The organism is Arthrobacter pascens (assembly GCF_017052465.1).
GTDB lineage: Bacteria > Actinomycetota > Actinomycetes > Actinomycetales > Micrococcaceae > Arthrobacter > Arthrobacter pascens.
In genome coordinates, this window is the sequence record NZ_JAFHKT010000151.1 from 383944 (window position 1) to 405283 (window position 21340).

A 21340-nucleotide genomic window follows, 5' to 3' on the forward strand; every position below is an offset into this window, starting at 1 on the left:
GGTGAGCCCCGGAAGAACCAGCCCCGAATGATGAACCTTAGCGTCCATCGCCGCCGCTCCTTTGCCACCATCAGTTTACTTTCGCGGGCGGCGGGCGGCTCCGGCGGGTCCGGGAGTGTGGCCTAAATGCAATGGTGCGCGGTCCGGGCGGGCGCTACGCCTGCCGGCAGTGCGTCAGGCAGCCTCGTCAGGCGCTTCCGGCGGCGCGGGTGCTGCCCCGGACGATGAGGTCGCACGGAAAGTTGACCCGCCGCGCCGGGCCGCCCGGCGCGTGGATGCGCTCCAGCAGCATCTTTGCCCCCACGAGGGCCATCTCACGGCTGGGCTGCCGGACCGTGGTCAGGCTGAAGGAGTCCCAGGCGGCCATGTCAACGTCGTCATAGCCGATCACCCAGCAGTCGGAGGGCTGGACACCGTGGGCGCGCAGGGCATCCAGGGCGCCGAAGGCCATGAGGTCGTTGGCGCAGAAGACGGCCTGCGGCCGGTCGGCGCGGGACAGCAGCCTGCCCATGACCTGTGCACTGATGTCGTGCGAAAACCCGCCGTGGAAGCGGAAGTGCTCGGGAACGGCATGGCCGTGGTCCGCCATCCTGCCCAGGAAGCCCTGGCCTCGCTCGCGGGAGGTGCTGGCATTTTCAGCGCCGCCGATGAAGGCGACCCTGGTTTTGCCGTGCTCCAGCAGGTAATCGGCGACGGCGGCGCCTCCCTCGGTGTTGCTGCTGGTGACTTGGTCGCATTCCAGGCCTTCCACCACGCGGTTGATCAGCACGATCGGGCTGTTCTTTTCGATGGCGGCCTGGAGTTCGAGTGAATCTTCCGTTGCGGTGGTGAAGATGACGCCGTCGACGGCGTGTTCCCGGATGGCTTTCAAAGCGTCATGGTGGCTGCCGCCGCCGGCGTTCCAGATGACCACCCGGAAACCGGCGGCGTCCAGTGCACGGCTCAGCTCGTCAAGGACCTCGGGGTAGAACGGGTTGGTCAGGTCCGCCACCACGACGCCGATGGTGTTGGTCCGCCTGGTTTTCATGGCCTGCGCCCCGGCGTGCGGGACGTAGCCGAGTGTTTCCATGGCAGCCTGCACGCGCGCCCTTGTGGCAGGGGAGAGCTTGGCGGAAGAGGACATGACCCGGGAGACAGTGGCCTGCGAGACGCCGGCGAGTTCGGCAACGTCGCGGCTGGTAACCATCGGGGCGCCCTCATTTCGGTTGGATCAGGCTACGTGCTCGAGCCGGACTGTGAACTTCGTTGTTTCAGAGTAGCCAAACTTTCCAATACCGCGCCTGCCGGCGCCCGCCCCTGTAGAGGCGGGTGCCGGCAGGATGCGCGGTAGCGGTCCGACGGCGGCTTAGCGCCCGGTAGTCGGATCGTGTTCCGGGCTGAGGCCCCGGCGCAGCCGGACCTGCGGAGCGGTCTCCGGCGACCAGAGTGCTCCAACGATGGTGATGACCGAGGTGAACACCATGTACAGGGCCACGAGCCAGTAACGGTCGAAGTCCGGGCCGATGAGCGCGGTGGCGATCAGCGGAGCGAAACCTCCGGCGAAGACTGCTGCGACCTGCGGGCCCACCGATGCCCCGGAATAGCGCAGCTTGGGCTCGAAGAGTTCCGTGAAGTAGGCCGGTTCCACCGAATAGCACAGGTCGCGGCCCACGTTGCAGGTCAGGACCAGTACCAGCAGCACCATGAGGAAGTCGCCCGTCTGGACACCCCAGAAGAAGGGGAAAGCCATCAGGAGCATGGTGGCGGCGCCGGCGATCACGGTGTAGCGGCGGCCCCAGCGGTCCGAAACCCAGCCCCAGAACGGGATGGAGAAGATGCCAAGGCCGGCCATGATCATGGTGGCCAGCAGGATGCTGTTCTTTTCCAGCAGGATGGCAGGACCGTAGGCGAGCAGGAAGGTGGTGTAGATGTAGTAGTTCGCGTTCTCCGCAAAGCGCATCATGATGACCTTGAGGATGGTCAGCGGACGCGTCCTGATGACCTTGACGACCGGAAGCTTCTCAATTTCGCCCTTCCGCTTGATCTCTTCGAAGGCGGGGGACTCGTCCACATTGCGGCGGATGTAGAACGACAGCACTACCAGCAGGATCGAAACCAGGAACGGGATGCGCCATCCCCAGGCCATGAAGTCTTCGGGGGAGATGATGCCGCCCATGACGAAGAAGGCTCCGTTGGCGAGCAGGGTGCCGGCGGGAACGCCGATCTGCGGCCAGGAACCGAAGAAGCCGCGGCGCTCGGCCGGTGCGTATTCCGTGGCCATCAGTGCGGCGCCGCCCCATTCGCCGCCGACGCCGATGCCCTGGACGATGCGCAGGACCACCAGCAGGATGGGGGCTGCGATGCCGATGGTGGCGAAGTTGGGCAGGCAGCCGATGAGGAACGTGCCGGCGCCCATCAGGCCGAGCGTCATCATGAGCATCTTCTTCCGGCCCAGGCGGTCGCCGAAGTGGGCGAAGATGATGCCGCCAATCGGGCGGGCCGCGAAGCCGATGGCATAGGTGCTGAAGGAGAGCAGGATGCCGGCGAAAGGGCTCACCTGCGGAAAGAACTGGCTGTTGAGGATGATGGCCGCTGCAACGCCGTAGACGTAGAAGTCATACCACTCGATGCAGCTGCCGAGCACGGAGGAGACAAGCGCCTTGCGGCGCATCTTGGGATCTATTGCGGGTGGTGCGGTTGTTGTCGCGGGGGCGCTCATTCAGAGACTCCTTTGTCTTCGTCCGGACAGTGAGCCCAGCCACACTGACTGGCTCGTGACTAGGAGTGTATACGTATGCAAAGTATGAAAACAAGGTCTTGCGGCAAGAAATGTATACGTATACACTCGATCACCAAGCAGGCCTGCCGGCCTGGTCAGGGCGCTCCAGAGGTCGCCCATCAACGAAGATGGAAGGTAAACCTGATGACCGTTACAACAGCAATCAGCTCGGCCGTGGACTCCGCACTGCTGAAGGAGCCCGCCCGCAACAGCGTGTCCCGCGGCAGCACCCCCGAAGTGCGCGCCACCGTAGAAGCCGTCATTGCAGACATCCGCGCACGCGGCGACGAAGCCGTTCGTGAATACTCACAGAAGTTCGACAAGTACGCTCCCGAATCGTTCCTGCTCAGCCAGGTGCAGCTGGACGAGATCATGGCCCGCGTTCCGGACCAGGTCATCGAGGACATCAAGTTCGTCCAGGAGCAGGTCCGCGTCATGGCACGGAAGCAGCTCGAATCCCTGTCCGACTTTGAAATTGAAACCGTTCCCGGCGTCTTCCTGGGCCAGAAGAACGTTCCCGTCCAGGCCGCCGGCGCCTACATTCCCGGCGGAAAGTACCCGTTGCTGGCCAGCGCCCACATGACCATCGTGACCGCGAAGGTTGCCGGCGTGGAGCGCGTCGCGGCCTGCACTCCGCTGATCCAGGGCGAGGTCCCGGACGCCACCATCGCAGCCATGTATCTGGCCGGCGCAGACGAGATCTACCTGCTCGGCGGCATCCAGGCGGTCGCGGCCCTGGCCATCGGCACCGAGACCATCAAGCCCGTCAACATGCTGGCCGGCCCGGGCAACGCCTTCGTTGCAGAGGCCAAGCGACAGCTCTTTGGCGAGGTCGGCATCGACCTCTTCGCAGGGCCCACCGAAGTCCTCATCGTGGCCGATGAGCACGCGGATCCGTTCATCGTCGCGGTCGACCTGCTGTCCCAGGCCGAGCACGGACCCGATTCGCCCGCCGTCCTGATCACCACCAGCGAGGAGCTGGGCCGCAAGGTCATCGAGCACATCGACACGATCCTCGTGGACATGCCGACCCGCGACTACGCCGGACCCGCTTGGCGTGACTGGGGCGCAGTCCACGTGGTTGAAACCATTGACGATGCCTACACGCTGGCTGACGAGTACGCGTACGAGCACGTGCAGGTTCTCACCCGGAACCCGCGCGAAGCGCTCGAGAAGATGCACGACTACGGCGCACTGTTCCTTGGCGAGGGAACCTGCGTCTCCTACGGCGACAAGGTCATCGGCACCAACCACGTCCTGCCCACCCGCGGCGCGGCCCGCTACACCGGCGGCCTGTGGGTCGGCAAGTACCTGCGCACCGTCACCTACCAGGAAGTGACCAACACGGAATCGAGCGCCTTCTTCGGTGAGCTCTGCGGCCGCGCATCCAGGGTGGAACGGTTCGAAGGCCACGCACGCTCGGGCGACGTCCGGGCGGCCAAGTACCGCGGCACGTCCCTGCCCTGGTCAGACCACAAGTTCGACAACTAAAGGTCACCAACGTGCCCAATTTCCGCCTGGACGGCAAGAAGGCGCTGGTCACCGGCGCGGCAGGGGGACTCGGCAAGGCCATCGCCGATGGCCTTGCCGAGTCCGGGGCCACTGTTTACGGCACCAGCCGGGACGCCGCGAGCGCGCAGCGGATCGGTGCAAGGTATGGAACCGCCCCACTCACCGTCGACGTGACCAGCACCGGCAGCATTAGCGGCTTCATCGACTCCCTCCTTGAGGAAAGCGGCGGCATCGATCTGCTGGTCAACAACGCCGGAGTCAACGTGCCCAAACCCGCCGTGGAGCTGACCGAGGACGACTGGGACTCGGTGATGGACACCAATCTCAGGGGCGGTTTCTTCCTGACCACCGCCCTCGCTCGGCGCTGGCTGGACCAGGGATCGCCCGGGGCAGTGGTCAATATCGCGTCCCAGGCCGGAATCGTCGGTATCGAGGAACGGGCTGCCTACGGCACCAGCAAGGCAGGCCTGATCCACCTCACCAAGATCCTGGCGCTGGAGTGGGCGTCCGCCGGCATCCGGGTCAACGCCGTAGCACCCACATTCGTCCGCACGGAACTGACGGCCTCCACCCTCAGCCGGCCCGACTGGGCGGCGGAACTGCTGTCCCGTATACCGGCCGGCCGCTTCGGTGAACCCGAGGACATTGCCGGGGCGGTGGCCTTCCTGCTCTGCGATGCCTCTTCCCTGATCACCGGGCAAACCCTTGCCGTCGACGGCGGCTACACCATCCGCTGATACGCCACCTTCTGCCGCTGCGACCTACCTGGAGCATCCTTATGAATATCATCGACACCATCTCAACCACGGCCGTCGTCGGGTCAGGCTACATGGGCGGCGGAATCGCCCAGGTCCTGGCGCTGCACGGCCACAAAGTCTTGCTGGGCGACGTCGACGGCGAGACCACCGAGCGTGCCCGTGTCCGCCTCGTGGAACAGGCCGGGGACTTTGAGGCACAGGGGCTGATGCCCGCAGGCGCCGCAGAGACCATAAGCAAAAACCTGGCTGCCGCGGGCAGCCTCGAAGAGGCGGTGGCGGAAGCGGATTACGTAGCGGAGGCGGTTCCAGAGAATTCCGATCTCAAAGCCGCCATCCTCAGCCGGATCTGCACAGCCGCCCCGGGCAATGCCGTCATCGGTACGAATACCTCGGCCATCCCCATCGGGCAACTGGCCAACTCGGTGACCGGCCCTGAGCGGTTCCTCGGCGTGCACTGGATGAATCCCGCCCCCTTCATCCCCGGCGTCGAACTCATTCCCGGTCCTGACACCGCGCCTGCTGTGCTGGACTGTGTGGAGGCTCTCATGCGCGGACTGGGCAAGACGCCAGCAAGGGTTGCCGACACCCCGGGATTCGTAGCCAACCGGCTGCAGTTCGCGCTGTACAAGGAAGCGGTTCAAATTGTCGACGACGGCACTGCGACGCCCGCACAAATCGACGCGGTGGTGAGTAATACGTTCGGATTCCGCCTGGCGCTGTTCGGGCCGTTCGCGATCGGTGACATGGCAGGACTGGATGTCTACGAGTCATCGTTCCGCACGCTGGAGAAAGCCTACGGCGAAAGGTTTACCGTTCCTGGCGCGCTGGCCGACGCAGTCGCGGAAGGCAACCTCGGGCTCAAGAACGGGCGGGGCTTTCGGAATATCGATCCGCAGGACAGGGCCGCGCTGCTGGCCTACCGCGACGGTGCCTACGGGCGGCTTTCACAGCTCCGCGCTGAACTCGGGGAGGCGCCGGGGCTATAGGGAGCGTCCGGCTCCGGCCGGAGTGGAGACGTTCCCGCCATGACTGCGGCAGCGGTCCGCCTGCCTCAGCGGAGGTCCTTGATTCCCCGATCCCTGATGAACTGGCCCACGCGGTCACGGGCCAGGGCGGACCGCAGCTGCGCCAGCGCGACCGTGTCCTGGAGGACGATGGAGCGTCCGTCGGGAGACGTGCCGACGCCCGAGGTGGGCAAGGAGAGGAACACCGCATCCTGCAGCCGGACGCCCCGCAGGCTGTAGGCGAGGCCCGCCATGGCCGACTGGTCAAGGCCGGTGCTGACGGGGACCAGCGACGAGAGGTAGCCCACCGTCTTGCGGAGCGTCACCGGGTTGGTCAGCGTCTTGGGGCTGATGAGTTCGGCGATCAGCGCCTTCAGGAAGGTCTGCTGGTTCCGTACGCGCTGGTAGTCGCCGTCGACGAAGGCATAGCGCTCCCGGACGAACTCCAGGGCCTGGGCGCCGTTGAGGTTCTGCACGCCCTGCCGGAACGTGTGGCGCCCGTCGTGCGTCGACGTGAAGGGCGTGGTGACGTTCACCCTGACTCCGCCGAGGGCGTCGACCAGTCCCTTGAACCTGCCGAAGTCGATCAGGATCGAGTGGTCGATGCGCTGCCCGAACAGGGCGCCGGCGGTTTCCCGCATGAGGGGCACTCCGCCGAATGCCAGGCCGTCGTTGATCTTGGAGTAGCCGTAGCCGGGGATTTCGGCCCACAGGTCGCGCATGACGGAGACGCCGTAGACGTTCTTGCGGTCGGCGCTGACGTGGATCAGGAAGAGGGCATCGGCCCGCTGGTCGGTGGCGACCCTGCCCGCGGTCGCCTTCGAATTGTCCTCGCGCGTATCGCTGCCGATGAGCAGGATATTGACGGGCCGCCCTTTGAGGCGGTCAACCGGGGGTGCCGGAGGTTTGGGCTTTGGCTTCGCTGCAGGGGCCTTGGCTTTTGGCGTTGGCGTTGCGGTGGGCGTCGGGGACGTCACGGGAGGCGCACTCGGGGCCGTCTCAGGGCTGTTGGCGCTGCCCTGGGACCAAAAGTAGAGCCCTCCCAGCAGCGGCACCAGCAGGCCCAGCGCCACGAGGAAGGCCAACAATCTGGGCTGCACGCGTCGTTGCGTATCACTCATGGGATAACTATGGTCCTGAAAAGCCCGAATGAAAATGGACGCGCCGGGCGGCGGTGCATGCCATAGAACCGAAGCGGCGGCGCCGGACCCCACCGGGCCGGCGCCACCGCAGCGGGTGCAACAACCGGACCCGCTGCTACCCCAGCGTCGAGGCGTCGATGACGAAGCGGTAGCGGACGTCGGAGGCGAGGACGCGCTCGTAGGCGTCGTTGATCTTCTCGGCCGGGATGACTTCGATTTCTGCTCCGAGCTGGTGTTCGGCGCAGAAGTCGAGCATTTCCTGGGTTTCGCGGATGCCGCCAATGGCCGAACCGGCGAAGGACCGGCGGCCCAGGATGAGCGAGAACACGTTCACCGGAAGCGGTTCGGCCGGGGCGCCGACGTTGACGAGGGCTCCGTCGAGGGTCAGCAGCTGCAGGTAGGAGCTGATGTCGATCGGGGCGCTGACCGTGTTGATGATCAGGTCGAAGGCGCCCGCGAGCGTCTCGAACGTGGCCGGGTCGGACGTCGCGTAGTAATCGTCGGCGCCGAGGCGCAGGCCGTCTTCCTGCTTCTTCAGCGACTGGGAGAGGACAGTGACGTCGGCACCCATGGCAGAGGCCAGTTTGACGGCCATGTGTCCGAGTCCGCCGAGTCCGACGACTGCGACCTTCTTGCCGGGGCCCGCGCCCCAGTGGCGCAGCGGCGAGTAGGTGGTGATGCCCGCGCAGAGCAGGGGAGCGGCGACGTCGAGCTCGAGGCCGTCCGGGATCCGCACGACGAAGTCTTCGGTGACCACCACGTGGCTGGAGTAGCCGCCCTGGGTGATGGTGCCGTCGCGGTCCACGGCACCATAGGTGCCGGTCATTCCGTTGAGGCAGTACTGTTCTTCGCCCTTGCGGCAGTTCTCGCAGTCGCGGCATGAGTTGACCATGCAGCCGACGCCGACACGGTCACCGATCTTGTGCCGGGTGACGTCGGAACCGATCTCCGTGACGACACCGGCGATTTCGTGGCCGGGAGCCAGCGGATACTGCTGCGGGCCCCAGTCGCCGCGGACGGTGTGGATGTCGGAGTGGCAGATGCCGGCGTATTTGATCTCGATGAGGACGTCGTGCGGGCCGACGTCGCGGCGTTCGATGGTGGTAGGGATGAGGTCCCCGGTCGAGGACGGGGCAGCGTAAGCATTGGCGGTAAGCATTGGTCTCCTGATCAAGGATCGTTAGGTCTGGCGCCCTGCTTCAGTGGGTGTCCACGCTCAGGCATCGGTCGCGGGAGGAGGGCGCACTATCCATGCAACAGGAGTTTCTGCGCATGCGGGAGTCCCTGCTGGTACAGGTACTGGCAGAACCTCCCTCGCGGCCCGGGCCGTTCGCCCACGTAAACTGGCACCATGCGGTTGGTAGCGAGTGACATAGACGGAACGATTCTTGGGCACGACGGAAAGATCAGTGACCGCACCGTCCGTGCGTTCCACGCCTGCCGGGAGGCCGGCGTCGAACTTGTCTTTGTCACCGGCCGCCCGCCGCGCTGGCTGCACCCGCTCGAGGAGCAGCTGGGCCACACGGGCACCGTCATCTGTTCGAACGGGGCAGTCGTGTGGGACCTCGAGGCCGGTCAGCTGGTTTCCGCCCGGACCATGGCACTCCCGGACGTGTTCGAGGTCCGCCGGATCATCAAGAAACTGCGTCCCACAGCCCTGTTTGCCGCCGAAACCCTCAACGGCTTCCACCTGGAGCCGGGCTTCATTGAAAACGACACGAGCGAGCTCCTGTCCGAGTACACCCCGGCCCCGCTCTCCGAGACGCTCGCGGCGGATGACGCCGTCGTCAAATTCCTCGCCATCGTCCGAGAAGGCACCGCGGATGACTTCCTGGCCGCAGTGGCTCCCGCCGTCGGGGACCTGGCCAATGTGACGCATTCGGCGCCCACCGTGGCCATGCTGGAGCTGTCTGTTCCCGGCGTCAACAAGGCAGTCACGCTGGCCAAATATGCTGCCTCGCTGGGGATCGACGCAGGGGACGTGGTGGCTTTCGGCGACATGCCCAACGACATCGAAATGCTCCGCTGGGCCGGCCACGGGTATGCGATGGCCAGCGGCCATCCGGAAGCGATCCGCGCCGCCGGCCAGCAGGCGCCGCATTTCGACGACGACGGCGTGGCCCAGATTCTCGAGGGAAAGCTTGCCGAGCTCGGCGTCAGCCGGCCGTGAGCCCGCCGTGACGCTGCCCTTCTTCGCCGCCCCGGGCGGCGGCGCCGGCAGGCCCGTCGCGATGGCCCACCGCGGCTTCTCGCTCGACGGCCTGGAGAATTCCATGGCAGCGTTCAGAGCCGCCGTCGGACACGGCTACCGCTATCTCGAAACGGACGTGCACACCACCGCCGACGGCGTGCTCCTCCTCTTTCACGACGCCGCACTCGACCGGATCACGGACCGCGCCGGAAGAATTGCCGAGCTGACCGCTGAGGAGGTGGCCAAGGCCCGGATCGGCGGGCGGGAAACGGTGCCCACCTTCGATGAACTCGTGGCGGCCTTTCCCGAAACCCGCTTCAACCTGGACGTCAAGGACTGGCATTCCGTCCGGAGCCTCGCGGAGGCCATCGAACGGCACGCTGTCCACGACCGCGTCCTCGTCGCCAGTTTTTCGGACCGACGGCGGAGGGCGGTGCTGCGCCTGCTCAGCCGCCGCACAGCGTCGTCCGCCGGGACGGCGGCAAACGCTGCCTTCATGGCGCTGTCGCCCTTGCTGGCCGTCCCGGTCCTGCGGTCACCGGCGCGGGCCGTACTGCGCCGCGTCCTGCGCGACGTGGACGCCCTGCAGGTACCGGTCCGGTACCGCGCCATTCCCGTGGTGTCGCCCGGCTTCGTCCGCCGGGCGCACTCGCTCGGGCTCTACGTGCATGTGTGGACCGTCAACGAACCGGCCGAGATGCACCGGCTCCTGGACCTCGGCGTGGACGGCCTCGTTTCCGACCGTGCCGACTTGCTGAGGGATGTCCTCGAGAGCCGCGGCGCCTGGTCCTGACCCTGTTACTTACCCGGTGACTTATCCGGCCCGGACACTTGGCTAGCTGCGGCCCAGGCCGGTGGACGGGTCCTGGTCGCCCTCGGAGGGATCCGCACGGAGCTCGTCCGGATCGGGGTCGGGGAGTCCGGCGGGACCGGCCACGTCCCGGGGCGCGTCAGGGGCGTCGGCCTCGTTGCCGCCTGACGCTGCGCCGGATCCGCCGCTGGCCTCCGCGCCGGGGCCCTGCGGGGTGTAAGTCGTCCGGCCGGTTCCGCCGCCCGGTGAGGCATCGCCGTCGTCGTCCATGGCGTTGGAGCCCTCGCTGATGGAGGAGTGGACCTGGATGTCGTCAGCCTCGGAGCCGGGCTCCGGCGTGTGCGCGTCATCCGATTTTTTGGACGTTCCCGCCAAATCCTCCATGGCGTTCTCCGCTGCTTTTCCAATGCTGTCGCCGATTCCCATCAGCTTGCTCCTTCGATCGTCTCCGGTCCGGGCCGGAGTTCGCGGCATCTGACTGTTCCAGAATTATCAGCATGCTTACAATTAGTCCAGTGCCGCCGGGTTTCCATTCGCCGACCAACCACACACCACGGAGGATCGCAGAATCATGAGCAGCTACCATCCCGAAAACGACCCCGCCAACCCTGACCGGCCCGGAGCCGCCGAGGGCCAACCGCGTCCGGAGGGAACCGGGCGGGAGGATTCCGCCAGCTCACCAAACCCCGACCCGCTGGACGGCAATATCACAGGCCTCGAGCCCGGCGGCGGAGTGCCTCCGGGCGAAACGCCTCCCGCCGAGGACCAGATGAGCGGAGACCAGGGCCACGACGAGTAGCAGCCTGCGCTCCCGCTGACTGCAGTCGGGGCGGTGAGGCGCCACCGAAGGCTCAGTCATGCCTGCCCAAATGGCGGAATTGGCAAGCCCGTTCCCGCGGCTTGCTGGCAGGATGGTGCCATGCGCATCCTCATCGCCCCGGACAAGTTCAAGGGTTCCCTCACCGCCATTGAAGCCGCCGCCGCCATCGCCGAAGGCGCCCTCCGCGTCTATCCCGATGCCGTGGCCACACAGTTCCCGGTCGCCGACGGCGGCGAAGGGACCCTTGACGCGGCGGTTGCCGCCGGCTACGAGGAGCGGCTCAACGCCGTCGTGGGCCCGATCCTGGCGCCGATCGGCGCGGCCTGGGCGTTCCGCAAGGATGCCGCCGGCCGGGCCACGGCGGTCATCGAGACGGCCCAGGCCTCCGGTCTGGCCCACATGGAGCCGACGCCGGAGAACGCCCTGCGCGCGCACAGCTACGGCTGCGGGCAGCTCATCGCGGCGGCCCTGGATGCCGGCGCCACGGAGATCGTGCTCGGCGTCGGCGGTTCGGCCATGACGGACGGCGGCAGCGGCGCCCTGCGTGCATTGGGCCTCAAGCCCCTGGATGCGGCCGGGAACGTGGTGCCGCTTGGCGGCGGATCGCTGGCCGATGTGGTGGCACTGGACGCCTCCGGCCTGGACCCCCGGCTGGCCGCCGTTAACTTCCGGATCGCCGTCGACGTCCGGAACCCACTGGTGGGCAGCACCGGCGCCGCCCACGTCTTCGGCCCCCAAAAGGGTGCCGACGAGGACGCCGTGGAGAAGCTCGACGCCGGGCTGCGCAACTGGGCGTCGCTGCTCAGGGAGGCCACCGGCCGGGACGTCAACGTTCCGGGAGCCGGCGCCGCGGGCGGCTTCCCGGCGTCGTTCCTGGGCTTTACGCAGGCCACGCTGGAAGGCGGCTTCGCGCTCGTGGCCGGGCTGACCGGGCTTGCCGGGCAACTCAAGGAAGCCGATCTGGTCATTACCGGCGAAGGCTCCATGGACTCGCAGTCACTCACCGGCAAAGCGCCGATTGCCCTCGCAGACGCCGCCCGCGAGCTGGGCATTCCGGTGATCGTCGTGGCCGGGCGGATCCTCGTCACGCCGGAGGACCTGGCCGGACACGGCGTGGTGGCCGCCGCGCAGCTGCTGGACGTCGCGCCAAGCCCGGAGGAAGCCATCGCGAATGCGGGCAAGTACCTGACCTGGGCCACCACCCAGGTGCTGGAAGGAGCCTGACTCTTCCTGGCGAGGGCGCCTTGCTTGAATAGCGCTGCTCAGTCGCCCTGCTTCCGGGCCTTCCGGTGCAGGTGCAGGGGGACGTAGGCCAACAGGACGGCGAGCACCGCCAGTAGGATTCCTCCCGCAGTAAGCCCGGCAGTCCGTCCGGCCGTGACGTCAAAGACGAGGGCGGCCGTCCCCACGCTGAGCGCCGCCACGCCGCTCAGGGCGATCTTGGTGATGTTGTCAGCGCTTGTCACCAGGGTCTCCTTGAGGCGCTTGCGGAAGAGCCGGCGGTGCACGCTGACCGGGAGCAGGATGAAGGCGGTGGTCAGGGCGGCCAGTGCGACGTTCACCAGGTACAGGGTCCGCTGGAAGTCATCCAGAGTTTCAAAACGACTCTGGAACGGCAGCGTCAGCAGAAAGCCGGCAAGGATCTGTACGCCCGTCTGCAGGACGCGCAGCTCCTGCAACAGCTCCATCCAGTTCCGGTCGAGCTGCTCCTCGCGGGTCTCGTTCCTGCCGCTGCCAGCCGGGGCGTCCGGATCTGTCATGCATCCTCCTCCATCTGGCCGAACGGCTGGCGTGTGCTCCAAACCTAGGCTTTGCCACCCCGGAATTCAACAAGTGCTAAGTTTGCTGACTATCTTTGGGCCAGGTTGTGGACTTGGTCCTCACCACTGCGTTAGGTTCGAAGAGCCGGACCCGGCGAAGCCTTGGAAGGGTGGACGATGAGTGATTCAGCAAAGCAGCCTGACCAGCCCAGGGATCCCCGTGGAACCTACCACTCGGGCCCGTTTCCCGAGCAGGAACAGAAGCAGCCAGGCCTTACGGCCCCCATGGATCCGCAGCCTGACCACGGCGAGTTGAGCTACGAGGGCAGTGACAAGCTTCAGGGCAAGGCCGCCCTCATCACGGGCGGCGACTCCGGCATCGGCAAGGCGGTGGCGATTGCCTTCGCCCGCGAGGGGGCCGACGTCGCCATTTCCTATCTGCCGGAGGAGGAAGAGGACGCCCGGGACACGGCCGACTGGATCCGCAAAACGGGCCGGCGTGCGCTGCTCCTTGCGGGCGACGGCCGGAGCGAAGACTTCAGCACGAAGATCGTGGATGACGCCGTGGCAGAGTTCGGGCGGCTTGACGTCGTGGTGCTCAATGCCGCTTACCAGAAGAACCGGGACAGCTTCGAGTCCCTGCCCACGGAGGAGTTTGACCGCGTCTTCCAGACCAATCTCTACTCCCTGCTGTGGACGGCACGCGCTGCCGTGCCGCACCTGACGGCGGGCGCGGCGATCATCACCACGGCCTCCATCCAGGCGTTCAACCCGTCGCCCGGACTGATCGACTACGCCATGACCAAGGCGGCGCAGGTGGCGTTCACCAAGGCGCTGGCACAGGAACTGGGACCCAAGGGCATCCGGGTCAATGCCGTGGCGCCCGGCCCCATCTGGACCCCGCTCATTCCCGCCACGGAATGGCCGGAAAAACTGCCCACGTTCGGCCAGGACACGCCGCTGCAGCGCGCAGGCCAGCCTGCAGAGCTCGCCGCGGCCTATGTCCTGCTGGCGTCCGACGCCGGCTCGTACATCTCCGGCGCGGTGCTTCCCGTCACCGGCGGCAAGGGGTTGTGAGCCGCCATTGAAAGAGCGCGGACCGGCATGCAGCTATGTCCGCCAACTGTATTGTCAGCCAACTGTATTTACGCCAACTGTATTTCGAGCCAATCAGGAGGAACACATGAGCCAGGACAACCAGCACGCAGCCCCTGAAGAGGAAGCGGGAGGTTACGGCACCCCCACCGTGGAGCAGGAGATGGGCGGCAAGCAGTTTGCCCAGCCACGCGAGGAGGAGGACTTCGACGCGGCGGGCCTGAACGAGAACAGCCCGGACGGGGAGACCTTCGGCACCGGCGCCCCGAACCTCAGCCACCTTGCGGAAGAGGACCAGGACAGCGCCGGCGAACCGGGTGCAGGCCGCTTTGGCGGAACCGACGAACAGCTCCACGCGGAGGGTGACTCCTCCGGCCCTGGCTTCGACCCGGTTCCCGGGGAGTCCCCGGTTCCCCGCGACGCCGATACCGAAGTGCCCTCGGCTGATGCCGAAATCGACGAGGGCAATGCCGATGAGTCGGATTCCGGCCAGTTCTCCTCGGAGCCGGGCCAGGAGGCCGCTGGCCTGCCGGACGGCAGCGGCAACGATTTGCCGCAGGAGAAGTCACCGAACGACGAGGACGAAACGTTCGACGCCGGATAATCCCATTTTCCCGGCCGCAGAGCCGCATTTCTGCACCACTTTAGAAGCGGCAAGGCCTTGGGCGCCCTTGGAATTCCGGGGCGCCGGGGGCTGGCCGGCACTGAAAAAGGTGCAAAAGTGCGGCCGGCTGAGCCCTGGAAGCCGGGCCTACCGCTTCTTGGAAGACCGCTTGGCGGCCGCGTTGATGGCTGCCTTGGCGGCCGGGGGCAGGTTGGGCTGCACCGGCCCCTCGGCCTCCGGCTCGGCCGCAGTGCCCCGGGCCTTGGCGATGGCTTTCATGCCGTGGTAGATCACCAGGGCGGCGGCGGATCCCAACGCGATGCCGGTGAACTTCAGGTCGCCGATGGTCCAGGTGTAGTCCGCGATGCCGATGATCAGGGCGACCGCGGCGGTGGTCAGGTTCACGGGGTTGGAGAAGTTCACCCTGTTCTGGACCCAGATCTTCACGCCCAGAATGCCGATCATCCCGTACAGCATGGTGGCGGCGCCGCCCAATACGCCCGGCGGCACCGTGGCGATCAGTTCGCCGAACTTGGGCGAGAAGCTCAGCACGATGGCGAAGACGCCGGCCACCCAGTACGCGGCCGTGGAATACACCTTCGTGGCGGCCATGACGCCGATGTTTTCCGCGTAGGTGGTGGTGCCCGATCCGCCGCCGAACCCGGCCAGCACGGTGGCGGCGCCGTCGGCAACGAGGGCCCGGCCCGAGACGCCGTCCAGGTTCTGGCCCGTCATCGCGGATACGGATTTCACGTGCCCGATGTTCTCTGCCACCAGCACCAGCACCACGGGGACGAAGAGGCCCACGACCCCCAGGTGGAATTCGGGCGTCTGGAAATGCGGCAGGCCGACCCAGGCCGCAGCGTCCATCTTGGCGTAATCCACCTCGCCCCGGACCATAGCGGCCAGGTAGCCCACCACCACCCCCACGAGGATGCTCAGGCGGCCGATGATCCCGCGGAACAGGACGCTCACGAGGATGATGGTCACGAGCGTGATGAGCGCGGTGACCGGGGCGGCGTCGAAGTTGTTCTTGGCCGCGGGGGCGAGGTTGAGGCCGATCAGCGCCACGATTGCGCCGGTGACGATGGGCGGCATGAGCCGGTTGATCCAGCCCGCGCCGAACTTCTGCACGATCGCACCAATGACTGCCAGCCCGGCCCCGGCCAGCACCACCCCGCCCAGGGCGCCCGGAACGCCAAACTGCTGCTGGGAGGCCATGATGGGCGCGATGAACGCGAAGCTGGAACCGAGGTAGCTGGGCACGCGGCCCTGGGTGATCACGAGGAACAGGAGCGTCCCGATGCCGGAGAAGAACAGCGTGGTGGCCGGCGGCATCCCCGTGATGATGGGCACCAGGAAGGTGGCGCCGAACATGGCCACGACGTGCTGCATGCCCACGCCGATGGTGATGGGCCAGGTGAGCCGTTCTCCGGGGGCCACCACTTCGCCGGGCCGGACAGCCTTGCCGTTGCCGTGCAGCTTCCATTTGGTTCCGAGCATGCTCATTGCCGGGGGCCTTTCAGAGGGGTAGCCCGAGAGAGGGCTGGGATCTTCCGGTGCAACAATACCGCGCTGCGCCCGCAGGCGAGAGGGTCCGTGCGGCTCAACCCGGGCGTCGCTGGAGGGGCACCGGGCACTGTGCCAAAGCTCACGCCCCGTAACGGGCCGTCACGGGAAGAGCATGGCTCCGCCCGGGGTTGCAACCATGGATAGCAGGAGTAGCTGCCAGCGCCCGGAAGGGACGGCGGCAAAGCGAAAGGAAACGAATGACCATCGCACATGAAGAAGCCGTGATCGATTCCGCTGCCGTGGATGCGATCTTCGCCGAAGCCCGCACCGCCAACGCCTTCACCGGCGAGGTCACGGAGCAGCAGGCCCGCGCCATCTATGAACTGACCAAGTTCGGTCCCACGGCGTTCAACTCCCAGCCGCTGCGCGTCACGTACGTGCGCTCGGACGAGTCCCGCGCCAAGCTCGTGGACAGCCTCTCCGCCGGGAACCGCGCCAAGACGGCCTCCGCCCCCCTCGTTGCGATCCTCAGCTACGACACCTCGTGGCAGGAGCAGTGGGATAACTTCCTGCCTGGCTACAACGCCCCCAAGGCCATGTACGACGCCTCCGCAGACCTGGCCGCGTCCACGGGAAACAACAACGCGCACCTGCAGGCGGGCTACTTCATTCTCGCAGTGCGGTCCCTCGGTTTCGCCGCAGGCCCCATGACCGGCGCGGACTTTGCCGCCATCGACAAGGAGTTTTTCCCGGCCGGAGACCAGAAGAGCTTCCTGGTGGTCAACATCGGCCAGCCCGGACCGGACGCCTGGGGCGAGGCCAAGCCAAAGTTCGCCTATGAAGACGTCGTCCGCACCGTCTGATTGGCCAGGCCTGGCTAAGGCCGGCAAAACCGCGCCAAGACGCGCGATTGCCTCCGGCAACATGGGGGACATTCCGGAGGCAATCGGGGCAGTATTTCTGCAGCCGAAGCTGCAAGGCATGCATCCGGGCCTAGTCCAAGTTTAGCCCTGATGCGCCCGGTTGACCCCTAGGAAATTACTCCGTCAACCAGCGCCTTGGCTTCTGCCTGGACCTGCTTCAGGTGGTCCGCGCCCTTGAAGGATTCGGCGTAAATCTTGTAGACGTCCTCGGTGCCGGACGGGCGGGCGGCGAACCAGGCGTTCTCCGTAACCACCTTCAGCCCGCCGATGGATGCCCCGTTGCCCGGGGCCTCCGTCAGCTTCGCGGTGATCGTCTCGCCAGCCAGTTCGGTGGCCGTGACGTCCGACGGCGAGAGCTTGCCGAGCGCAGCCTTCTGCTCACGGGTGGCCGCGGCGTCGATGCGGGCGTACACCGGGTCGCCGAACTGGTCCGTGAGCCCCTTGTACAGCTGGGACGGCGACTTGCCCGTGACCGCGGTGATCTCCGAGGCGAGCAGCGCCAGCAGGATGCCGTCCTTGTCGGTGGTCCAGACGCTGCCGTCCATCTTGTTGAATGAAGCCCCGGCGGATTCCTCGCCGCCGAACGCGCCTTCGCCGGACAGCAGCCCGGGAACGAACCATTTGAAGCCCACCGGCACCTCCACGAGCTTGCGGCCGAGGCTTTCGGCGACGCGGTCGATGATGGAGGACGACACGAGGGTCTTGCCGATCACCGAACTCGGGTTCCAGCCGGTGCGGTGGCGGTAGAGGTAGTCGATCGCGACGGCGAGGTAGTGGTTCGGGTTCATCAGCCCGCCGTCCGGCGTGACGATGCCGTGCCGGTCGGCGTCGGCGTCGTTTCCGGTCGCCACGTCGTAGTTGGCGCCATCGGACATCCGGTTGATGAGTGACGCCATGGCGGACGGCGAGGAGCAGTCCATGCGGATCTTCTCGTCCCAGTCCAGGGTCATGAACGCCCACTGCGGGTCCACGGTGGGGTTGACCACGGTCAGGTTCAGGTGGTGGCGCTCGCCAATCTCGCCCCAGTAGTCCACGGACGCTCCGCCCATGGGATCGGCGCCGATCCGGACGCCTGCCTCGCGGATGGCGTTCAGGTCCAGCACCGAGGGGAGGTCGTCCACGTAGCTGCTGAGGAAGTCGAACTTGCCGGTGGTTTCGGCCTCAAGGGCTTCGGCCACGGGAATCCGCTTCACGCCGCGGAGGCCGTTTTCCAGCAGCTCGTTGGCCCGGTTGGCGATCCATCCGGTGGCGTCCGTGTCTGCGGGCCCGCCGTGCGGAGGGTTGTATTTGAAGCCGCCGTCGGCGGGTGGGTTGTGGCTGGGCGTGACCACGATGCCGTCAGCCTGCGGCGCGCCGGCCGGGGCGTTGCGGTTGTAGGTGAGGATCGCGTGGCTGAGGGCCGGGGTGGGGGTGTAGCCGTGGCGGGCGTCGATGAGGACCTTCACGCCGTTGGCGGCCAGGACTTCGAGGGCGGAGTTCTGCGCCGGTTCGCTGAGCCCGTGGGTGTCCTTGGCCAGGAACAGCGGGCCAGTGATGCCCTGCCCCGCCCGGTATTCCACGATTGCCTGCGTGATGGCCACGATATGCGCCTCATTGAAGGACGCCTTCAGGCTGGAGCCGCGGTGTCCGGAGGTTCCGAAGGCCACACGCTGGCCGGGATCACCCAGGTCAGGCTGGACGTCATAGTACGCATCCAGAAGAGCGGTCAGGTCAACAAGGTCTTGGGGTTGGGCAACTGTGCCCGCGCGGCTAGCCATGGCACCAGCATGCCAGACGGCGGCGGGACGGCACACGGAATGTCCGAAATCCGGTCCCTGTGACGCCGATAAGTCGAAAACCACTGCGCGCTTACCGGAAATGCGATGCCGAAAACTGAGTAGTCGGCTCAAAAGTACCTATATACCGGCTCTTTAGCCGGCTGCTACGGTCAAAAAACAATGACGACGGCGGTTATTGCCGCGGACGCAAAAGCACCGGGGTGCGATAAGGAGTGCGATAAGGAGCACATCCCGGCAGCGGGCGTTTGCAGGCGTTTGAACGCCGCCCGTCCGGATTGCGAAGAACGGGGGTGGGCAATGGGCGCGGCAGACCGGGCATTTGAACAGTCGCGGTTGTCCCCGGAGCGGATTGCCCGGCTAAAACGGGACCTCGACACAGCAGAATGTGCCGCTGCAGGCTCTCACCGGCGCGTGGCAGGAGAGCTTGGCCGGCTGGGTCCCGACGGCTGGTTCCTCCTGCACGATGTCCATTGGCCCGGCCGGCCCCTGGCCCGGCTGGACCACGTGCTGGTGGGCCCCGGCGGCGTGGTGGTCGTCAGCACCAAGACCTGGAACGGGCACGTCGATGTCCGGGATGGGGTGCTGCGCCAGAACGGCTACGCCAGGAACCCGGTTATAGAAGTGGCGCTGGGGCAGGCCGCCGCCGTGGCCGCCCTGCTGCCGGCAAACCGGCGGCGCTTCGTCCGCTCAATGGTGTGCATGGCGTCGCAGCCGGACCTTTCCGGGACGACCCTAGCCGGCGTCGAGGTGCATGGAACCGAGCGGCTGGTGGCTGCGGTTGCCGGACTGCCAGGGGTGCTGGACCCGGATTCCGTGGTCAGGCTGTATGCCCTGCTCGGCCGGATGCTGACGGAGCCGCAGGCTCCGGAGGTGCCCGTGGTGCCTTTGCCGGCACCCCCTGTGTCCGGCGCGGCCGGGCGCCCTGCCAGGAAGCCTGCAGCGCCCGGTACTAGCGGCCACCGCTCCGGGCGGTACCCGACCCCATACCGGAGCCGGAGCCGGCGAAATGCCACCCAGGCGGGCGTGGCCTGGGTTGCCGGTACCGTGTCGGCTGCCCTGCTCGCACCCGCACTGTGGGTCGCATGGGAGTATCTGTCCGGATAAATCCGGATAGAACCGGACAAATCCGGATAGAGCCAGACAAAGCGAGATAACAGCCCCAGCAAAATCATCCGAACCGAATTCGGAGGCTGTGAAGGCACAGGGCGGCTGTAATGTTTTGCTTAGGACATTGCAGAGGGGATTCCCATGACAGAGCAGCGCCACAACGGAACGGACGGCGACCCAACACCGAGCGGCTACCAGCCGCCGTCGTATATTCCGCCGCAGGGTTCGGACATTCCCGCGCCGCCGCTCTACACGCCCTACGGCCGGCAGGGCCAGGAATACGGACAGCAGTACTACCCGCAATACGAGCAGCAGTACGCCGGACCCTACGGCCAGCCCCGCTACGGCCTGCGGGCGGAACCGAAAACGCTGAGCATCGCCAGCCTGTGCTGCGGAATCGCCGTGTTCGTGGGATTTGGGTTTATCCTCCTGCCGCAGATTGCAGCCGTCATCCTGGGCCACATGGCCTGGCGCCGCGAACCCTCGGGCCGCGGGCTCGCCACAGCGGGTTTGGTGATGGGATACCTCGGAATTGCCCTGACAGTGCTGGCCATTATTGGGCTGGCGCTGCTGTTCAGCGTCGCGGCCACCAGTTCCTACACCACCGCGTGAGGCTCGCCGGGGCCCAGCCGGAGCCTAGTCAGTCAGAGCGCTGACCAGGCGCCCGCTGTTGGCCTGCAGCCACGCCCGGCGGCGGCGGATCATGCCGCCCACACCGTCGGCCCACATCCTGGCCCAGCCGCCGCCGAGCGTGCCGGCGTTGTGCTCCATCCGTTCGTAGGACAGGCCGGCGGCGTCTGCGCCGAACTCCGGCAGCCGCCGTCGTTCCTCTGCTGTCCAGCCGCACGCGTCGGCGAAGATGCGGAGCCGCCGGAACGGATCAAGGGTTTCCCAGCCGGGCCACGCGTCAACAGGATCCCGTAACGGCACCCAGTGCATCGCCGTGTTGAAGGAGTCCCTGAAGGCGGTAGCAGGGCCGGCGAGGTCAAAATCGATCAGCCCCACGGCCAGTCCGCCGCGGACCACCACGTTCTGCGGGGTCACATCCAGGTGGCAGACCAGCCTGTCCTGCCCTGCGTGCAGGCGTTCCGCCGGGATGGGATGCCGCGGAAACGGATGCTCTGACGGGATGAACCCGGCCGAGGCGGCATGCAACCGGCGCAGCAGCAGCGCCACCGACGCCAGCAGGTCCTCCGACTGCACCCATTGCTCGGGCACTGCCGCGGAGCAGTCACCCGGCGTGAACGTCAGGACATCGCGGCCGGACGGGTCGCGGCCCAGGAACCGCGGAGAGCCTTCGAAGCCGGCATTCTCCAGCCAGTCCAGGTAGTCCGCCACGGCGAAACTCTGCGTCTGGTGGGGACGGCGGACGGTGCCGCCGACGCGCAGCACGCCGTCGGTGACGTCGCCCGCCGGCAAGAGTTCGACGTCGGACGCCTCGTCGGGGGAGGGGATGTACATGCGCTGCTCGACCGGGAAGCGCATCGCTGGTGTCACCGGGATAGCGTACGCCGTGCGGTTTCCCTGCCGCGAGGCAGTCCCCGGAAGCCCGCATTCCCCTGGAG

21 protein-coding genes are annotated in these 21340 nt (G+C 66.8%); 12 read left to right on the plus strand and 9 right to left on the minus strand.

The features are described from left to right. Nucleotides 1–187: 187 nt before the first annotated feature. Together JYA52_RS19935 and JYA52_RS19940 are read right to left on the minus strand one after the other, a co-directional pair. Nucleotides 188–1186: a LacI family DNA-binding transcriptional regulator gene (locus tag JYA52_RS19935; protein WP_205655077.1), complete on the minus strand. Its 999-nt coding sequence runs from the start codon at nt 1184–1186 to the stop codon at nt 188–190. Between the two features lie 159 nt (nt 1187–1345). After that, complete coding sequence (locus JYA52_RS19940) at nt 1346–2698, minus strand: MFS transporter (RefSeq protein WP_205655079.1); 1353 nt, start codon at nt 2696–2698, stop codon at nt 1346–1348. A 204-nt stretch (nt 2699–2902) separates the two neighbouring features. On the opposite strand from JYA52_RS19940, the gene hisD reads away from it, so the two are divergent. The 3 genes from hisD to JYA52_RS19955 are packed head-to-tail and all read left to right on the plus strand — an operon-like array spanning nt 2903 to nt 6014. Continuing rightward, nucleotides 2903–4249, plus strand: a complete 1347-nt coding sequence (hisD, locus tag JYA52_RS19945; RefSeq protein ID WP_205655081.1) for a histidinol dehydrogenase — start codon at nt 2903–2905, stop codon at nt 4247–4249. 11 nt (nt 4250–4260) lie between these two features. After that, nucleotides 4261–5007, plus strand: a complete 747-nt coding sequence (locus JYA52_RS19950; RefSeq protein WP_205655083.1) for an SDR family NAD(P)-dependent oxidoreductase — start codon at nt 4261–4263, stop codon at nt 5005–5007. A gap of 41 nt (nt 5008–5048) precedes the next feature. Further along, nucleotides 5049–6014 carry a 3-hydroxyacyl-CoA dehydrogenase family protein gene (locus tag JYA52_RS19955; protein ID WP_205655085.1) on the plus strand — a complete coding sequence of 322 codons (966 nt, stop codon included), beginning with the start codon at nt 5049–5051 and terminating at the stop codon, nt 6012–6014. Nucleotides 6015–6079: 65 nt separating this feature from the next. Here the strand turns inward: JYA52_RS19955 and JYA52_RS19960 are convergent, their stop codons facing one another. Together JYA52_RS19960 and JYA52_RS19965 are read right to left on the minus strand one after the other, a co-directional pair. Beyond that, the gene (locus JYA52_RS19960; protein WP_205655087.1) at nt 6080–7153 is read right to left on the minus strand and encodes an LCP family protein; all 1074 of its coding nucleotides are present in this window, start codon (nt 7151–7153) and stop codon (nt 6080–6082) included. 136 nt (nt 7154–7289) lie between these two features. Further along, nucleotides 7290–8333 carry an NAD(P)-dependent alcohol dehydrogenase gene (locus JYA52_RS19965; protein ID WP_205655089.1) on the minus strand — a complete coding sequence of 348 codons (1044 nt, stop codon included), beginning with the start codon at nt 8331–8333 and terminating at the stop codon, nt 7290–7292. A gap of 192 nt (nt 8334–8525) precedes the next feature. On the opposite strand from JYA52_RS19965, the gene JYA52_RS19970 reads away from it, so the two are divergent. Both JYA52_RS19970 and JYA52_RS19975 read left to right on the plus strand, forming a co-directional pair. Next, on the plus strand, nt 8526–9344 hold the full coding sequence (locus JYA52_RS19970; RefSeq protein WP_205655090.1) for an HAD family hydrolase: 819 nt from the start codon (nt 8526–8528) through the stop codon (nt 9342–9344). A gap of 7 nt (nt 9345–9351) precedes the next feature. Next, complete coding sequence (locus JYA52_RS19975; RefSeq protein ID WP_307869466.1) at nt 9352–10158, plus strand: glycerophosphodiester phosphodiesterase family protein; 807 nt, start codon at nt 9352–9354, stop codon at nt 10156–10158. Between the two features lie 42 nt (nt 10159–10200). Here the strand turns inward: JYA52_RS19975 and JYA52_RS22605 are convergent, their stop codons facing one another. After that, the gene (locus JYA52_RS22605; protein ID WP_240460555.1) at nt 10201–10602 is read right to left on the minus strand and encodes a hypothetical protein; all 402 of its coding nucleotides are present in this window, start codon (nt 10600–10602) and stop codon (nt 10201–10203) included. A gap of 145 nt (nt 10603–10747) precedes the next feature. Here JYA52_RS22605 and JYA52_RS19985 point away from each other — a divergent pair, with 145 nt between their 5' ends. Both JYA52_RS19985 and JYA52_RS19990 read left to right on the plus strand, forming a co-directional pair. Then, complete coding sequence (locus JYA52_RS19985; protein WP_205655092.1) at nt 10748–10975, plus strand: DUF6480 family protein; 228 nt, start codon at nt 10748–10750, stop codon at nt 10973–10975. Between the two features lie 120 nt (nt 10976–11095). Beyond that, a complete protein-coding gene (locus JYA52_RS19990; protein WP_205655094.1) occupies nt 11096–12220 on the plus strand; it encodes a glycerate kinase in 1125 nt (374 codons plus the stop codon). A 38-nt stretch (nt 12221–12258) separates the two neighbouring features. On the opposite strand, the gene JYA52_RS19995 is transcribed toward JYA52_RS19990, so the two are convergent. After that, complete coding sequence (locus tag JYA52_RS19995) at nt 12259–12756, minus strand: DUF6328 family protein (protein ID WP_205655096.1); 498 nt, start codon at nt 12754–12756, stop codon at nt 12259–12261. Between the two features lie 177 nt (nt 12757–12933). Here JYA52_RS19995 and JYA52_RS20000 point away from each other — a divergent pair, with 177 nt between their 5' ends. Together JYA52_RS20000 and JYA52_RS20005 are read left to right on the plus strand one after the other, a co-directional pair. Next, nucleotides 12934–13833, plus strand: a complete 900-nt coding sequence (locus tag JYA52_RS20000; protein WP_205655098.1) for an SDR family oxidoreductase — start codon at nt 12934–12936, stop codon at nt 13831–13833. A gap of 106 nt (nt 13834–13939) precedes the next feature. Next, nucleotides 13940–14455, plus strand: coding sequence for a hypothetical protein (locus tag JYA52_RS20005; protein ID WP_205655100.1), 516 nt, complete (start codon nt 13940–13942; stop codon nt 14453–14455). A gap of 147 nt (nt 14456–14602) precedes the next feature. Here JYA52_RS20005 and JYA52_RS20010 read toward each other — a convergent pair whose 3' ends face one another. Further along, on the minus strand, nt 14603–15964 hold the full coding sequence (locus JYA52_RS20010; protein ID WP_205655102.1) for a uracil-xanthine permease family protein: 1362 nt from the start codon (nt 15962–15964) through the stop codon (nt 14603–14605). 260 nt (nt 15965–16224) lie between these two features. Here JYA52_RS20010 and JYA52_RS20015 point away from each other — a divergent pair, with 260 nt between their 5' ends. Next, nucleotides 16225–16830, plus strand: coding sequence for a malonic semialdehyde reductase (locus JYA52_RS20015; protein WP_205655103.1), 606 nt, complete (start codon nt 16225–16227; stop codon nt 16828–16830). Between the two features lie 167 nt (nt 16831–16997). Here JYA52_RS20015 and pgm read toward each other — a convergent pair whose 3' ends face one another. Next, a complete protein-coding gene (gene pgm, locus JYA52_RS20020; protein ID WP_205655105.1) occupies nt 16998–18647 on the minus strand; it encodes a phosphoglucomutase (alpha-D-glucose-1,6-bisphosphate-dependent) in 1650 nt (549 codons plus the stop codon). Nucleotides 18648–19079: 432 nt separating this feature from the next. On the opposite strand from pgm, the gene JYA52_RS20025 reads away from it, so the two are divergent. Together JYA52_RS20025 and JYA52_RS20030 are read left to right on the plus strand one after the other, a co-directional pair. Continuing rightward, nucleotides 19080–19772, plus strand: a complete 693-nt coding sequence (locus JYA52_RS20025) for an NERD domain-containing protein (RefSeq protein WP_307869467.1) — start codon at nt 19080–19082, stop codon at nt 19770–19772. Nucleotides 19773–19916: 144 nt separating this feature from the next. Next, a complete protein-coding gene (locus JYA52_RS20030; RefSeq protein WP_205655109.1) occupies nt 19917–20387 on the plus strand; it encodes a DUF4190 domain-containing protein in 471 nt (156 codons plus the stop codon). 24 nt (nt 20388–20411) lie between these two features. On the opposite strand, the gene JYA52_RS20035 is transcribed toward JYA52_RS20030, so the two are convergent. Then, nucleotides 20412–21272 (minus strand): phosphotransferase, encoded by an 861-nt coding sequence (locus tag JYA52_RS20035; protein WP_205655111.1) that lies wholly within the window; start codon nt 21270–21272, stop codon nt 20412–20414. Nucleotides 21273–21340: the final 68 nt, after the last annotated feature.

Coding starts and splice junctions, on each gene's coding strand:
- JYA52_RS19960 (WP_205655087.1), bottom strand. CDS start 7,153: ATGAGTGATACGCAACGACGCGTGCAGCCCAGATTGTTGGCCTTCCTC.
- JYA52_RS20015 (WP_205655103.1), top strand. CDS start 16,225: ATGACCATCGCACATGAAGAAGCCGTGATCGATTCCGCTGCCGTGGAT.
- JYA52_RS20010 (WP_205655102.1), bottom strand. CDS start 15,964: ATGAGCATGCTCGGAACCAAATGGAAGCTGCACGGCAACGGCAAGGCT.
- JYA52_RS19935 (WP_205655077.1), bottom strand. CDS start 1,186: ATGGTTACCAGCCGCGACGTTGCCGAACTCGCCGGCGTCTCGCAGGCC.
- JYA52_RS19940 (WP_205655079.1), bottom strand. CDS start 2,698: ATGAGCGCCCCCGCGACAACAACCGCACCACCCGCAATAGATCCCAAG.
- JYA52_RS19955 (WP_205655085.1), top strand. CDS start 5,049: ATGAATATCATCGACACCATCTCAACCACGGCCGTCGTCGGGTCAGGC.
- hisD (WP_205655081.1), top strand. CDS start 2,903: ATGACCGTTACAACAGCAATCAGCTCGGCCGTGGACTCCGCACTGCTG.
- JYA52_RS20030 (WP_205655109.1), top strand. CDS start 19,917: ATGACAGAGCAGCGCCACAACGGAACGGACGGCGACCCAACACCGAGC.
- JYA52_RS20000 (WP_205655098.1), top strand. CDS start 12,934: ATGAGTGATTCAGCAAAGCAGCCTGACCAGCCCAGGGATCCCCGTGGA.
- pgm (WP_205655105.1), bottom strand. CDS start 18,647: ATGGCTAGCCGCGCGGGCACAGTTGCCCAACCCCAAGACCTTGTTGAC.
- JYA52_RS19995 (WP_205655096.1), bottom strand. CDS start 12,756: ATGACAGATCCGGACGCCCCGGCTGGCAGCGGCAGGAACGAGACCCGC.
- JYA52_RS22605 (WP_240460555.1), bottom strand. CDS start 10,602: ATGGGAATCGGCGACAGCATTGGAAAAGCAGCGGAGAACGCCATGGAG.
- JYA52_RS19990 (WP_205655094.1), top strand. CDS start 11,096: ATGCGCATCCTCATCGCCCCGGACAAGTTCAAGGGTTCCCTCACCGCC.
- JYA52_RS19965 (WP_205655089.1), bottom strand. CDS start 8,333: ATGCTTACCGCCAATGCTTACGCTGCCCCGTCCTCGACCGGGGACCTC.
- JYA52_RS19985 (WP_205655092.1), top strand. CDS start 10,748: ATGAGCAGCTACCATCCCGAAAACGACCCCGCCAACCCTGACCGGCCC.
- JYA52_RS20005 (WP_205655100.1), top strand. CDS start 13,940: ATGAGCCAGGACAACCAGCACGCAGCCCCTGAAGAGGAAGCGGGAGGT.
- JYA52_RS19970 (WP_205655090.1), top strand. CDS start 8,526: ATGCGGTTGGTAGCGAGTGACATAGACGGAACGATTCTTGGGCACGAC.